This window comes from Bergeyella porcorum, from assembly GCF_042427575.1.
Taxonomy (GTDB): Bacteria; Bacteroidota; Bacteroidia; order Flavobacteriales; family Weeksellaceae; genus Bergeyella; species Bergeyella porcorum.
Genome location: NZ_JBHMFD010000009.1, coordinates 70,627 through 84,849 on the forward strand (window position 1 = coordinate 70,627; position 14,223 = coordinate 84,849).

At 37.6% G+C, this 14,223-nt stretch carries 14 protein-coding genes; 3 read left to right on the top strand and 11 right to left on the bottom strand.

The window, feature by feature from the left end; genetic code table 11:
- Nucleotides 1–449: 449 nt before the first annotated feature.
- The 6 genes from ACFFUE_RS05905 to dnaA all read right to left on the bottom strand — a co-directional run bounded on the left by ACFFUE_RS05905 (nucleotide 450) and on the right by dnaA (nucleotide 6,801).
- On the bottom strand, nucleotides 450–1,616 hold the full coding sequence (locus tag ACFFUE_RS05905; protein ID WP_376833491.1) for a sensor histidine kinase: 1,167 nt from the start codon (nucleotides 1,614–1,616) through the stop codon (nucleotides 450–452).
- Nucleotides 1,616–2,986, bottom strand: a complete 1,371-nt coding sequence (gene dacB, locus ACFFUE_RS05910; protein WP_376833493.1) for a D-alanyl-D-alanine carboxypeptidase/D-alanyl-D-alanine endopeptidase — start codon at nucleotides 2,984–2,986, stop codon at nucleotides 1,616–1,618. The genes ACFFUE_RS05905 and dacB overlap by 1 nt, the downstream gene beginning before the upstream one ends.
- A 24-nt stretch (nucleotides 2,987–3,010) precedes the next feature.
- Nucleotides 3,011–4,087, bottom strand: coding sequence for a DUF2891 domain-containing protein (locus ACFFUE_RS05915; protein ID WP_376833495.1), 1,077 nt, complete (start codon nucleotides 4,085–4,087; stop codon nucleotides 3,011–3,013).
- Nucleotides 4,088–4,125: 38 nt separating this feature from the next.
- A complete protein-coding gene (locus tag ACFFUE_RS05920; RefSeq protein ID WP_376833497.1) occupies nucleotides 4,126–4,824 on the bottom strand; it encodes an SAM-dependent methyltransferase in 699 nt (232 codons plus the stop codon).
- A 3-nt stretch (nucleotides 4,825–4,827) separates the two neighbouring features.
- A complete protein-coding gene (locus ACFFUE_RS05925) occupies nucleotides 4,828–5,265 on the bottom strand; it encodes a low molecular weight protein-tyrosine-phosphatase (protein ID WP_376833499.1) in 438 nt (145 codons plus the stop codon).
- Nucleotides 5,266–5,352: 87 nt separating this feature from the next.
- The gene (gene dnaA / locus ACFFUE_RS05930; protein WP_376833501.1) at nucleotides 5,353–6,801 is read right to left on the bottom strand and encodes a chromosomal replication initiator protein DnaA; all 1,449 of its coding nucleotides are present in this window, start codon (nucleotides 6,799–6,801) and stop codon (nucleotides 5,353–5,355) included.
- 149 nt (nucleotides 6,802–6,950) lie between these two features.
- On the opposite strand from dnaA, the gene ACFFUE_RS05935 reads away from it, so the two are divergent.
- From ACFFUE_RS05935 to ACFFUE_RS05945, 3 genes are all read left to right on the top strand, one after another.
- A complete protein-coding gene (locus ACFFUE_RS05935; RefSeq protein WP_327984370.1) occupies nucleotides 6,951–7,358 on the top strand; it encodes an acyl-CoA thioesterase in 408 nt (135 codons plus the stop codon).
- Between the two features lie 152 nt (nucleotides 7,359–7,510).
- Nucleotides 7,511–8,203: a dipeptidase PepE gene (pepE, locus tag ACFFUE_RS05940; protein ID WP_376833503.1), complete on the top strand. Its 693-nt coding sequence runs from the start codon at nucleotides 7,511–7,513 to the stop codon at nucleotides 8,201–8,203.
- Between the two features lie 404 nt (nucleotides 8,204–8,607).
- Complete coding sequence (locus tag ACFFUE_RS05945; protein WP_376833505.1) at nucleotides 8,608–8,886, top strand: hypothetical protein; 279 nt, start codon at nucleotides 8,608–8,610, stop codon at nucleotides 8,884–8,886.
- Between the two features lie 161 nt (nucleotides 8,887–9,047).
- Here ACFFUE_RS05945 and lgt read toward each other — a convergent pair whose 3' ends face one another.
- From lgt to ACFFUE_RS05970, 5 genes are all read right to left on the bottom strand, one after another.
- Nucleotides 9,048–9,884, bottom strand: coding sequence for a prolipoprotein diacylglyceryl transferase (lgt, locus tag ACFFUE_RS05950; RefSeq protein WP_376833656.1), 837 nt, complete (start codon nucleotides 9,882–9,884; stop codon nucleotides 9,048–9,050).
- A gap of 433 nt (nucleotides 9,885–10,317) precedes the next feature.
- Nucleotides 10,318–10,578, bottom strand: coding sequence for a membrane protein insertion efficiency factor YidD (yidD, locus tag ACFFUE_RS05955; RefSeq protein ID WP_376833507.1), 261 nt, complete (start codon nucleotides 10,576–10,578; stop codon nucleotides 10,318–10,320).
- Between the two features lie 69 nt (nucleotides 10,579–10,647).
- Nucleotides 10,648–12,114: a lipopolysaccharide biosynthesis protein gene (locus tag ACFFUE_RS05960; protein WP_376833509.1), complete on the bottom strand. Its 1,467-nt coding sequence runs from the start codon at nucleotides 12,112–12,114 to the stop codon at nucleotides 10,648–10,650.
- Between the two features lie 7 nt (nucleotides 12,115–12,121).
- Nucleotides 12,122–13,183 (bottom strand): hypothetical protein, encoded by a 1,062-nt coding sequence (locus ACFFUE_RS05965; RefSeq protein ID WP_376833511.1) that lies wholly within the window; start codon nucleotides 13,181–13,183, stop codon nucleotides 12,122–12,124.
- 12 nt (nucleotides 13,184–13,195) lie between these two features.
- Nucleotides 13,196–14,047, bottom strand: coding sequence for a glycosyltransferase family 2 protein (locus tag ACFFUE_RS05970; RefSeq protein WP_376833513.1), 852 nt, complete (start codon nucleotides 14,045–14,047; stop codon nucleotides 13,196–13,198).
- Nucleotides 14,048–14,223: the final 176 nt, after the last annotated feature.

Consider the following 14,223-nt stretch of genomic DNA (forward strand, 5'->3'; position numbering starts at 1 on the left):
TTTAGATTACAAATTTATAGAACAAACTTTTAGGAACCTCAAAATTCAATAGGTCAAACGCAATAAATTTATAAAATGTTAATAACTAGTGATTTTTATTTCCGTTACTTTCTACAGAATCAATCAAGACCAAATTATAATGTATTGATATTCAATATTATGTTTTATTAAATATCTTTAAAATATAATTTCGTGCGTTTAGCCTAAAATTCAATGTTAAGCTAGGTTAGACGCAATAAATTTATAAAATGCTAATAACTAGTGATTTTTATTTCCGTTACTTTCTACAGAATCAATCAAGACTAAATTATAATGCATTGATATTCAATATTATGTTTTATTAAATATCTTTAAAATATAATTTCGTATGTTTAACCTACATAAGTTAAATCTAAAATTTACATTATTTACCTAATTATCTAAAAGGAAAATTTTGCATCTGCCCAGCATCACTCTTCCGATTTTAAAACAACTCTAAAAGTAGTCCCTTTGCCCAGTTCGGTATGAGCCACTCTGATGTCGCCGTGGTGGTACTCGCTAATCACTCTTTTTGCCAAAGACAATCCCAAGCCCCAACCTCTTTTTTTGGTGGAAAAACCTGGTTGGAAAACCTTTCGGGCATTGCGAGAAGTCATACCACTTCCTGTATCCTTAAAATCTATAATGATATTTTTATTTTTTTCATAAAGGGAAATACTCAGTTTTCCGCTCCCTTTCATTGCATCTACGGCATTTTTCACAAGGTTCTCTATCACCCAGCTGATGAGGATTCTGTTGTGAGGTATCAGCACTTCCTGACAAGGCATTGCAAGGGTAAAATCTACCTTTTTAGACACTCTGGCTTTGAGATAATCATAGTTTTGCTGTATGGTTTCGTTCAGATTCAAATCGTTTAGCTCTGATACCGAGCCTATTTTGGAAAATCGTTCCGAAATGGTTTTTAACCGATTGATATCTTTCTCTATTTCTACAACACCTTCACTATTTTCGTTTTCCATTCTTAGAATCTCTATCCAGCCAATCATTGAAGAAAGCGGTGTCCCGATTTGATGAGCCGTTTCCTTAGCCAGCCCTGCCCAGAGGAATCCTTCATCGGTTTTCTTAATGGTCTTTAAAAACCAAAATGAAAAAGCGATGTAAGACAATATTATCAATCCTAAAAATAATGGAGAATACCTTAAATCATTGAGCAAACGAGAGTTGGTAAAATAAACATATTGATTTCCGCTGGGCAACTGAATTTCAAAAGGAGGATAGCTCGCTTTCATCTCTGCCAACATTTTTTTTAATTTCACAGAATCTCCCACCACATCTTCTGGAATATTCCGCATTAAATCTTCCCCTAAAATACGCCCTTGAGCATCGGTTACAATAACAGGAACGGTGGTATTGCTTTTGGAAATCTGGAGCATTAAATCCAACGCCACAGGATTATCTATAAAAGTCTGCTGCTGGTACTTCATTGCCGTGGCAAAAAGCTCTATTCTTTTAATCTCCTCTTTCCTAAGATAATCGATAAGAAAATAAGACGCCACCACCAAAGCACTCACTACCAAAGTAAAAAGCGTGAAAATAAACCAATTATTCAACCTAGAAAAAAGATTTCGCTGCCACATTATTTTAATACATTTAATACTTTATATAGAGCCTCACTCACACCAGCACCTTGATAATTATTGATGATGATGGCAAAAACATAACGCTTTCCCTCTGCTGAAGTGTGATATCCTGCGAAAGATTTGGTATTAGACATTGTTCCGCTTTTCATTTTCATCTTATTCTGAGTAGGAAAACTTTCCAAAAATATCGGGAACCAAGATTGCTTTTGAGCATAGAGCAATGCCTGAACTTCCGCCTTTGCCGAAACATAGTTTTTGGGTGACAGCCCTGAACCATCAGCAAAGTTAATTGTATTAGGATGAATGCCTTTGGATTTCCAAAAATCTTTCATCAATGCCATTCCTGCTTTGTAGCTTCCCTCTCCGCTTTGTTCTCTTGCCATTGTTTTCACCAAAGTTTCACCATAGAGATTAACACTCTTTCTCATAAACCAATGAACGACCTTATCCAAAGTGGGCGATGGATATTCCCAAAAGATATTCTCTTTAGGGTACTGCCCCATAGTCTTATTATCAATCCTTTGCTGGGAAGCGGTGAGAATATTCCCAGAAAAATGAATGCCATTGGCTGCAAGCCAAGATTTTAGCTCCGCACCCAATTGTAAAGGCGGATTGGGCATAGCCCCAGAAATCGTCATATTTTTAGCTGGTAAAAAACCACTGATATAGCCCACATTAGAATGAGGTGCGGTATAAATGATGCTTTGGTCTGAAGTACCTCCTGTTTGCACATCATTCACCCATTGAAGGTTTTGTAAATCTACATTAAAGCCCTTAATCTCTTTACCATTTGCTTTAATATCAAATTGATTTTCACGCCAATTAACACCCCACACACCCGCACCATAATAGTTTCCTATATCATTCCACGCCCAACCACCGGGAAGAGTCTGAAAATCAAAATAACCATCATCTATGATTAAATCTCCTGAAATGCTCGTAATTCCTTTATTTTTAATGGCTGAAACCAGTTGCTTTTGAAAATCATCTGGTTTAAAGCCTTCGTACCGCCAGCTTCCCAAAGTAGGATCCCCATTGGAGTGAAGGAATAGATTGCCTTGTAAATGCCCATTTTTAATCTCTCCAGAATATGAAGCCGTGGTGAGCCAGCGGTAATCTTTCCCCAAAAGTTCCAATGCCATTGCTGCTGTAAAAATCTTCTGAGTAGAAGCCGTAGTCAATCCTTTATTTCCCTGATAATCATAGACCATATTCCCTCTATCATCCGCAACATAAAAGGATAAATTAGACGAAAATGCGGGTGCAGAGCCTAGCAACTCTTGTGTGGCTGCGGATAGTTTTTTTTCAATGGTTTGGGCATCTACCATTACCATTCCTAGTAATGCTACGAAACTTATTGTCTTCATCAAATTTAATTAAATGGATAAAAATTAATCTTTCATTGCATAAATTGCAAAACTTGCCAGCCAATGGCTACCGCCATAATCACTTTGTTTCAGTAGCGGAAGTCCATTATCTATGAACTGCTGTGCCAATGTTTCAAACTCCGCCTTATGCTTATGACGCTCTGGCAATGCCTTGGCAATCCCCTTGAAACACCACGCTCGGGAAAAAGACAATCCCACCAAATGAACGGTTTGATAATCTGTTAAATCACTTACTATTGGCATTTTCTTCACATTTTCTAATCCTTTTTTATCATAGAAATTATTAAGCCATTTCACATATTCTTTCTGAGGCAACACGCGAGACATCAGATAGGCAATATTTAAGCTTGGAGAGAAAAAATCTGAGCCATCTGGTTCTAAATAGGCAGGTGTGTTTTTATCATTCAGATAAAAATACTTGGATTTTTCTATCAATTCCTTTTCAAACACCTCGTCTTTAGTTGACCTTGCCCAATCCAATGCGAAGGCTAGTGCAAACGCTGTATTAGGATGTACGCCCGTTCTATTAGGATAGGTTTGTTTCGGGAGATAATCCATCCATTTGGCTTTAATCACTTGGGTTAGAGGTTGTAAATGAGAATGCCATTCTTTAGCTTTCGGATGATTCCAAGTTTGTAGCTCTTCATCCAATTTTAAAAGCCACGCCCAGCCGTAGGTTCTTTCAAAGGTTTTAGAATGTTTATATTTGGAAAAATAAAGGGCTTCTTCTTTCAACTTCTCAGGTTGAAAGGATTGATTCAAAATATCAAAAATCTGTTTTGCGTTGTCCAAATGAGGTTTAGTTTTAAGCAAGTGCACCAACATCCAATGCCCGTGTACAGAGCTGTGCCAGTCTAAACACCCGTAGAAACTAGGATGCAACTGCTTGGGCGTCAACACCACATCTTCTTCACCTACAATGGTATGCCCCGTTTTATTAGGATATTCTGTATTGATGCAATGCAAAGGCAATGCTGCCAGCTGAGAGGCGAGTTCATCTGTAAGCAACGGCTTGTTCTGGGCAAAAATGCTGGTAGAACACGCCACTCCCAAAAGAAATATATGATGTATTTTAGCCATTTTTGAAAATTTTCAATCGTGCTAAATTACTGAATATTTCACTTTCCGAGGACAAATACTGCTGGAATTTTATGCAAATCTGGCAATTGGTTTTTCCAATCTTTGATAAGTTTTGTTTGGATAAATTCATCTGTGGGATGATTGATATTTGCCGCCACACAAAGTAAAGTATTAGGAGACAAAGTTTTAACCAAATCCGCCATCAGTTGATTATTACGGTATGGCGTTTCCATAAAAATCTGAGAATATCCCGTTTTCTGAACCTGCGTTTCTAAAAATTTGATTTTCTGCTGTTTTTGAATTTTATCTATCGGTAGATAACCATTAAAGGTAAACTCCTGCCCATTAAACCCACTGGAAATCAATGCCAAAATAATGGAGCTCGGGCCATTGATGGGAATGACTTTGATGCCATTCCGATGACACCATCTCACCATCACATTACCGGGATCTGCAATACACGGCAAACCTGCTTCGGATAGCAATCCGAAGTCTTGCCCCGATTTCATCAAGGCTTGTGCTTCTTTCAAATCTTCATTTTCTGAATATTTATCCAAAAGAAATAATTTCAAATCCGATTGTTTTTTCTCTGGACAAAAAAACTTAATCACCTTTCTGGCGGTTTTTTCATTTTCTACAAAGAAATAATCGGTTTTTAATATATACTCTTTTACAATCGGAGCGAAATATTCTAGCGGTGAAGCATCAGAAAGATACGCAGGAATTAAATACAACATATTTTAAATATTTGCAAGTTCTTCAGCTATTCTCTCACACGCCTCATCTAGCAACTGATAGACTTTTTCAAAATCAGAAATATCGCCATAGTATGGGTCTGGTACTTCATTGCCATTTTCTAAAATCAAAGACACCTTGGCTCTTTGGTCATCATTTTTTGCTAGCATAAGAGCATTCTCATAGTTAGACGCATCCATACAATAGATTTTATCGTAATACTCAAAATCCTCAGCGGTTATCTTTCTGGCACGGTGTCCGCTGATGTCTATCCCGTGATGGTGTGCCACCATGATGGAGCGTTCATCTGCCTGATATCCTTGGTGGTAATCAATAGTTCCTGCACTATCTATCTCGAATTCATCTGAAAGTTTTGACCGCATAATACCTTCAGCCAAAGGACTTCTGCAAATATTTCCCAAACAAAGCATCAATAGTTTCATTCTTCAATTTTTTATTATCCAAAAATATAAAAAACCTTCCAGAATGACACATTCCGAAAGGCTTTTTTATGATTCAATCAAGTGTTTTTATGCCTTTATTTTTTCTGTGAGCTCTTTCACATATTTTTTGATTTCCCTATCTATTTTAGATATATCGCGGATAGTTTCCACAGCATACATCACGGTAGAATGGTCTTTTCCACCCATCTCTTCACCTATCTTAGAAAATGTAGCATTGGTCATTTCCTTAGCAAAATACATTGCCAATTGTCTTGGTAGGGCAATCTCTCTTTTTCTGGACTTGGAAAGCAACATCTCTCTACTCAAATTGAAATAATCACACACCACCTCTTGGATGTAAGGGATATTAATCACTTTCTTCTGAGTGGAAGCAATTTTCTTGATGGTATCTTTAAGCAATTCTAGACTCAAATCCGATTTATAGATTGTAGAATATGCAATAACAGAGTTAATTACGCCTATCAATTCCCGCACATTAGAATTAACCTCACCTGCCAAATAATCCACCATATCCTCCGTAAGGACAATGCCATCTCGGCTAAGTTTATCGGTAATAATTTTCTTTCTTGTATCAAAATCCGGAGATTTTACCTCTGCAGACAAGCCCCACTTAAACCTTGAGACAATACGCTCTTGGATATCCTGAATGTCCACAGGAGCCTTATCAGATGTCAAGATAATCTGTTTACCATTTTGATGCAGATAATCAAAAATATGGAAGAAACTATCTTGCGTAGCAGCCTTACCAGAAAGGAACTGAATATCATCTATAATCAAAACATCTACCATCTGATAGTAGTTCTGAAAATCGGTTTTATTCTGAGCTTTCGCTGCGGAAATAAACTGCTGAATAAATTTCTCCGAAGACAAATAAAGCACCACCTTATCTGGAAAATTTTGTTTCACCTCTAAGCCTATGGCGTGGGCAATGTGGGTCTTACCTACCCCTACCCCTCCGTGGATAAAAAGCGGGTTAAAAGCCGTTGCCCCTGGGCGTTTGGCTATGGTCTTAGCCGCCGTAGAAGCAAACTTATTACTTTCCCCTTCCACAAAATTATCAAACGATAAATGCGGAATCAAGTTAGACTCTATATTCACCTTTTTAATCCCTGGAGCCACAAAAGGATTCACCAAGTTTTTAGTCTTTGGCATTGCCTCTTGCATTTTAGGCGGTGGCGTAGAGTTTCCTTTCACCATCTGAACAATAGGCTGCTCTCTGCCCACAGGTTTATTTTCCATTACAGAATACCAAAGCTTAACGCCTTTTCCGAAATTCTTTCTCAAAGCCGCCGAAAGCAAGGATAGATAATTCTCCTCTATGTATTCTTTATAAAAATCACTAGGAACTAAAAGGGTCAGATTATTTTCCACTAGCGATAGTGGCTGTACTTTATTGAACAACAAATCAAACGATTCCTCGAGTTTTTTCAAATCATTATCATCTTCCATAGCATTAAGATTGTCTCTCATAAACGAAAGACATTTCCCCCACAGTTCTGATAATTTTTGTTCCATATGATACCCGTAAAAAGTTAGAAATGTTGATAACTGAATTGCCTACAAAAGTAGATGGCAAATATCCCAAAAATTACCTTCATAAAAAAATATTAAAGCTCTTGATTTTTAAAAAAGTTATTTGTATGTTGCCATTTCAAATCAAGACAATGATACATACAATACACTCATTAAGAGTTCGTTACGGAGAAACCGACCCTATGAAATATGTTTACTATGGCAACTATGCTGAGTACTTGGAAGTTGCACGCGTAGAGCTGTTTCGCACCTTGGGAATCTCCTACGATGAGATTGAAAAACAAGGCATTTGGCTTCCCGTTTCAGAGTACAAAATTAAGTATCTGAAACCTGCATTGTACGACCAAGTTTTAGAAATCCATACTTACATCAAAAAGAAACCTGGCGTAAGGATAGAGTTTGAATACGAAATCTACAACCCCGCTCAAGAAAAAATTACCGAAGCTGTGGTGACCCTCTTCTTTTTAGATGCCACCAACAATAAAATCATTAAATGCCCAGATTTTCTGATGAACCTCATAGAACAACATTTTTGTTAGTTGTTAGTTGATGGTTGTTGGTTGACAGTTATAATTATCAGTTTCTAATCTTTTAATCTTTTAATCTTTTTAATCTTTTTAATCTTTTTAATCTTTTTAATCTTTTTAATCTTTTTAATCTTTTAATCTTTTAATCTTTTAATCTTAAAAAAATGAACATCCTATTAGCATCTACCTCTACCCTATTTGGAGGAAATTATTTAGAGTATCTTACAGAAGAAATCCAAACGCTTTTTCAGGGAATTGAAGAAGTGCTTTTCATTCCATTTGCCAGACCAGGCGGCATTTCTCACGAGGCATATACTGCTACCGCCGCTTCGTTCTTCCAGAATATCGGCATACGCATCAAGGGGCTCCACGAGTTTGAATCTATGACGCAAGCCATCAATGAGGCTCCTGCTTATTTCACGGGTGGGGGCAATACCTTCCTTCTCGTGAAAACACTTCACGAAAACGGACTGATGACCACACTGAAACAAAATATAGAAAGCGGAAAACCTTATCTTGGCACCAGTGCGGGCAGCAACATTGGAGGTATCAATATGAAAACCACCAATGATATGCCCATTGTCTATCCTCCGAGCTTTGACACAATGGGGCTGGTTCCTTTCAACCTTAATCCGCACTATCTTGACCCAGACCCGACCCTAAAACACAATGGCGAGACAAGAGAAACCCGCATCAAGGAGTTTTTAACGCAAAACGACATCAAAGTTGTGGGATTACGCGAAGGCAACTGGATAAGAAGGATGGGCAACCGCATTACCGTGGAGGGCGAACACAGCACCCGTATCTTTGAACAAGGTAAAGAGCCTTATGAAATCCCTTCTGGAAGCGTTTTATAATCCATAGGGCATTTAGATGTCGTGCCTAGCCTTATATATCATCTTTTCTTGAATATAGAAGAGATGATTTTTTATTTTTAATAGATTCCTTTTCATTAGTTTTTTAATCCTCTCCTACAAATTTTCAATATTAAACGATAAGTTTTCAATATCAGACAATAATTTTTTAACATCAGTCTGTAATTTTCTAATATTATCCTATAAATTTCTAATATCAGTCTCTAAGATTTCAATATCAACCTCTAAGTTTTAACCGAAAGACCTAACGCAGCAGATTCCCCTCTTCGTGAAGAGGGGTGCCCGTAGGGCGGGGTGTTGTAAAAGGTGATAGAAATAAACCAAATGCTTTTAAAAATCAATCAACCGCAAGAAAATTTGAATAAAGTGCAATTATAAATGATATTTTGGCATTTAGAAATGATATTTTGGTTTGCAGAAATGGCATTCAGGAATTAAAAAATAATATTAGGGCGTTTAGAAATGATATTAGAGTTTGCAAAAATAACATTCAGGCATTAAAAAATAATATTCGGTCATTTAGAAATGACATTTTGGTTTGTAGAAATGGTATTCAGGCATTAAAAAATGATATTTGGGCATTAAAAAATGACATTCGGGCATTTAGAAATCATATTTGGTTGCACAGAAATCACATTCAGGCAACGGCGTATTATTTATTTTAGCCTTTTAGATAAATCTTATTGACCTAAAGCCATTAATATTAGCCTTGATATAAAATATTCTTCACAAAAGATGAAATATATTAACCCAAAGATTAGATAATAAAAATCGGTTGCCTTATCATAGACAACCGATGGTATTTCTATAAGCCTTTATTATCCTTCTACTGCTCCTTCTCTGCTATCTGAAAGCGTTTGGAGTAAAACATTATCACCAATCCTGCAATAATGAAGGGGATGGATAAAATCTGCCCCGTATTGAGTCCCGCAAAACTGATAAACTCATCGCCCTGAGGCTCCTTGAAGAATTCTACAACAAGGCGGATGCTCCAAAGAACTACAAAGAATAATCCGAAGAGCCAACCTTGCTGATATTTTCGCCTTGTATAGCGATATAAGCACCAAAGTAGCACAAATAACAGAAAATATCCCGCTGCTTCAAACAATTGGGTAGGATATCTCGGTACAGTAATGCCATATTCACTGCTCATCTGCGGAAAAAGAATGGCAAATGGAGAATCTGCAGCCACTGGTTTCCCAATAATCTCCGAATTGAAGAAATTCCCCAGCCTTACAAAAGCTCCTCCTAAGGCTACTACAATTCCTATCCTATCATATACCCAAAATGGGTTCTTTTTAATGATTTTAAAAGAGTAATATAGCGTAGTGAATATCAAAGCAATGGTAGCTCCGTGACTTGCCAAGCCAGAAAAGCCTGTAAACTTAAACTCTGGCACCGTCTGTATCGGTAAAAATACCGAAAGGAAGTCTTGCTGGAACAGCTCTGGCTGATAAAATACCACGTGCCCCAGCCTTGCTCCCAAAATGGTTCCTACCAATGTCCAAGTAAACAATGGGTCTAAAAACTTCTGATGCACATTGTCTATCTTGAAGATATGAGCCATAATGAGAGACCCCAATCCAAACGCTAATACAAACATTAAGCTATAAAAATGCAAAGTAAACCCTCCCAAAGAAATACCTTTGGACGGATTCCAGATAGTGAAAGGCGTTTTTAGCTCTACACTATGCACTGATGCTGTAATGGCATCCTCTGGCTGCAATGGTTTATAAAAATATTTAAAATCTGCTGCCCCAGCCCCCTCTTGCACAGGAAGAAACTCGGCATCTAAAAGCTGAAAACCCGCATCTTTATAATTAGTAAAGACATTGGTATTAGCATATTCATTGATATAATCATTCAGGAAGACTAAGGTATTCCCTTGCAAAGGTTTTGTACTAAAATCTACAAAATCTTGTGGCGAAGTGGTGGCAAAAATCTTCACTGGTACGGCTTTGCCATCTATTTCCAATGTTCCATCAGACAGACCATCGGGATAATTCTGCGAAGAAAGCCCTTGCATCATCAGTGCAAAGACTACAACGAAAATTTTTAAGAAAAAATGATTCATTTTTATAATTTTTTATAGCATTTTATTGATTTCCTGATGCCTTTTGCTTTGGTGGCACTGGGTCATAGCCCTCACCTCCCCACGGATGGCATCTTCCTATCCTCCTAATGCCCAGCCAAAAGCCCTTGATAGCCCCGTGCAGCCTCAATGCCTCTATCATATAAGTAGAGCAAGTAGGTTGGTAGCGGCAATTCTTCCCTAAAAGTGGCGAAATGGCAATTTGGTAAAACCGAATGAGAATTACCAAAGGCGTTATGAGTATTTTATTAAACTGTGGTTTCAAAGTATTGCAAAAGTAGTTTAATTTTTCAGAACTGCATTCTTTTTTTCATTCCCAAATCTTTAAAAACCATCACTTTTTGAAAAACATTTTTAGCTTATCATAAGGAATTGGATAAATCTGAAGAAAATGATTGCCCAATAACAATAAAAGCAGTAAGATGAAAGGTTTATAAAAAAGATTGATTAAAGAATGCTGAAAGTTGGGCAACAAAAGCACCACCGTAATGGAAAGCGAACAAAGCACCACCACATAAAGCATCTCTATGGTAAGAGGAAACACTCTGAATTTGGAATAATTGAACACAATTTTGATGATATTAAACACCGTGAGCGAAATAGCCGTTGCCATCGCTACACCGTAGATGCCCCAATCGGTTTGGGTAAGGAAGAGATAATTGAGTAAAACATTGAGCCCCGCCAAAATAAGGATAATCACAATATTAAAACGGTAATATTGAGACATTGAAATAATCTGATTATTAAACCCCGTAGCCAAATCAAAAACCATTGCCACTCCTAAAATCCAAATAACGGGTTCTGCCTGGCGAAGCAATACCCCATTTTTCATCAGCTCTGTAAGGTACGGAAAGCCTATCAAAATACAAGAAAAACCTACCATCCCCAAGGCAAATAAACTGAGCGATGTTTTTTTGTGAAACTTGTCCAATCCTTCAAAATCCCGATTGATAATACTTTGATTGATAATGGGTGCAGAGATATTATTAACCCCCATCTGCGGAATATTCACCAGCATAATAATGGTAAACACCGTGCTATACACGCCGTTGTACTCAAAACCGATGAACTCAGAAATCATCACATTGTCTATCCTCATCGCAATATAATTCCCAATATTGCCCAAAAAACAGAAAAAACCATAATTGAGAAACGCTTTCCAAAGCCCATCTTTCCGAAAATAATCGGTGGAAAAATCCAAACGCAACCGCTCCAAACTATTAGCGTAAGCAATATAGCCGAAAAACGCCAGCATAAACACCGAAAAAAATAATGAAAATGCCCATTGCTCTGATAACCCAAAATAGAAAAAAGCACAAAACGCTAAGATATTGGCTATTTTAGGAAAAAGATTATCAAAAATATTGGGAATAGCTATTCGCTTGTAATTAGACAAATATTTGTTAAACACCGAAGACAACGCCATCACCAATATCAGAGGTAAGATAATCCCCCGCATTTCCCATAGTTTCAAAGTTTTGAGTTGAGGAAATAATACCGACAAAGCAAAAAATCCTAAAATGAAAATAGAAAAATTAACCGTTACCGCACCCAAAGTAAGGCTGAGCATATTCTGATGCTTGCCCTCCTGATGCACCTGATTGTAAAACTTAATATTGGAATAAGACAAACCAAACACCACCAGAGGCAACAGCATCTCTACCATAGGCAGCACATACCTTATCTTGCCATAGAATGCCATATCATTGGGAAAAATAAAAATATTAGAGAAAGTTCCTAATAAAAATCCCAAATATCCAATAATGGAATATTTCATCCCTTGCCGTGCTACAATATTCATCTTTCGTTTAGTGATTGATTAGTTTCAAAATCATTGTTTCTACCTGCTCCTGAACTTTTTTCTTTGAAAAAATTTCAAAACTTTCATCTTGCAGTTTTTCCAATCCAAAAATAACATTTTCAGAACATACCAATGGATATTTCCCTGCATAATTGCTTGGGAACACTGCCTGCTTACCATATTTGATGGCATCACCTATATTACCGCTTACCTTGGTGGTGCCATAATATTCCTTTATACTAAAGAAAGAAGTCTCCTGCTGAATGGGACACCACAAAACGGTGGCTGCCTTCATCTCTTCATCAAAAATAGGCTGCGACACTTTCTCCGTAAAATATCGAATGCTTAAATCGTCTCTGTCTTTAATTTCAGTTTCAAATTGTTTTAAAAGAGCTAACTCTCCTCCCGATGCTTTTCCCAAAAACACCACTTCCGTAGGCTTCTGAAAACGATGTCTTCTAAGCCGTGCTACAACATCTGCATAATCTCGCCGCTGCTGAGATACCGCCCCAGGTATCACCACCCTCATTAGATTTTCATCTGTCCCTACTCCAGAAAATTGATTGAAAAATACAGGGAAATATTGATACGGCGGTCTGCCCATTGCTTCATCTAAAACCCATATCGCCTTAACCTTTTGATACACTTTATTTTTGGATAGTAAACCTTCTTTCAAAAGTAATTTTAATCTGAAACGACCATCTTCCTTCCCAATGGATTGAAGCAAATTTGCATTAGTAGCTCCAATAAAATTAAGATTATGCCCAATAATTGCCGTAGGAAAACGCTTTACCACTTTTAAAAAAGTATCAAAATACCGATGTACCGTACCAAGAACCACCGCATCGTACGGCTTTCTTTCTAATAAAGAACATAAGGTGTCTGCCGATGTTTCATAGATATTTTCAGAAGGAGCAAGACAGAGCGTTGTCATTATTTTCTTTGAGAAAAAATAATCCACCTCTATGCCTTCCAAATCCCTCATCAGCTCCCGAAAATTATGGGCAATCTCTGCGTGGGTATCTATCTCTACATAAGCAATTCGGTATGTGGTATTGGTATTTTGCATTGCCTTAATGGTTTAAAAAAACAGCTTTCCTTTCATTGTTTTCCATCTTGTTTGTCGGATAAATTGAATTTCCTCTTCTGTAAGCACCCGCTCTTTATTCTGTTTTTGGAACCTAAAAAAGGTTTTCATCGTTGTAAAAAATTCCGTGAACGAACGGTTTTTCAATGATGATTTTAGCGAAGCAATGGTAGCCAAAGGAGTATCCAAACCGATATTATAAAAATATTCTCCCAGCTTTTCTGCCTTCTGAGCCTTGTATTTATAGGCTGTTGGGCGAAGATGTTTCACCCTCAAATCTTGAAGAGCAACGGTTTCGTAGCCGTGCATTTTACAGAGCATTACATCGATATTATCCCAACCCAAAACGGGGCGTAGCCCTCCCATCGCTTGGAAACATTCTTTTCGATAAGATTTTATAGGCCCTCTGATGTGTTGCTTAGAGGATAGGTTTTCAAAGACCCATTCTCCATTCACTTCTATATACACCAATCCAGAAACCATTCCTGCCTTGGGATTGTCCCGATACACTTGTTGCACTTTTTCTAAATAGTTGGGCGGGAAAATCACATCTGCATCAAACTTGCAAATGATGTCAAACTGGTCTAAATCTACCAACTCTAATCCCTTGTTGAAAGTCCTCACCACCTTGGCACCAGGAGCGTGCTGGGAGGTTTCTAGATTGAGCACAATAAACTGTGGGTTTCTATATGAAAAGGTATGGGCTATCTTTTGGGTTCTATCGGTAGAGCCGTCATTCACAATCATTACCTTGAAGTTTTGGTAAGACTGTGCTTCCAAAGACTTCAGCGTATGCAGGAGGTAATCTTCCTCATTATGAGCGGGAATGATGATAAGAAATTTCAAAATAATTTTTCGCCAAATTTACTCCAAATAACCAGAGATTGCAAATGATGCTAAGTTTTGAGTGCTGAGTTTTGAGTTTTTGAAAAAAGAGGAAAGAAGAAAGAGAAAAGACTTTCTTCTAACCTCTAACAATCTCCCACCGCCAAGGACAAGCCCCCCCCGAAGGGGGAACTTCC

Bases quoted from the DNA above. Each gene is read 5' to 3' on its own strand.
- ACFFUE_RS05905 (WP_376833491.1), bottom strand. From the start codon at position 1,616: ATGTGGCAGCGAAATCTTTTTTCTAGGTTGAATAATTGGTTTATTTTC.
- dacB (WP_376833493.1), bottom strand. From the start codon at position 2,986: ATGAAGACAATAAGTTTCGTAGCATTACTAGGAATGGTAATGGTAGAT.
- ACFFUE_RS05915 (WP_376833495.1), bottom strand. From the start codon at position 4,087: ATGGCTAAAATACATCATATATTTCTTTTGGGAGTGGCGTGTTCTACC.
- ACFFUE_RS05920 (WP_376833497.1), bottom strand. From the start codon at position 4,824: ATGTTGTATTTAATTCCTGCGTATCTTTCTGATGCTTCACCGCTAGAA.
- ACFFUE_RS05925 (WP_376833499.1), bottom strand. From the start codon at position 5,265: ATGAAACTATTGATGCTTTGTTTGGGAAATATTTGCAGAAGTCCTTTG.
- dnaA (WP_376833501.1), bottom strand. From the start codon at position 6,801: ATGGAACAAAAATTATCAGAACTGTGGGGGAAATGTCTTTCGTTTATG.
- ACFFUE_RS05935 (WP_327984370.1), top strand. From the start codon at position 6,951: ATGATACATACAATACACTCATTAAGAGTTCGTTACGGAGAAACCGAC.
- pepE (WP_376833503.1), top strand. From the start codon at position 7,511: ATGAACATCCTATTAGCATCTACCTCTACCCTATTTGGAGGAAATTAT.
- ACFFUE_RS05960 (WP_376833509.1), bottom strand. From the start codon at position 12,114: ATGAATATTGTAGCACGGCAAGGGATGAAATATTCCATTATTGGATAT.
- ACFFUE_RS05965 (WP_376833511.1), bottom strand. From the start codon at position 13,183: ATGCAAAATACCAATACCACATACCGAATTGCTTATGTAGAGATAGAT.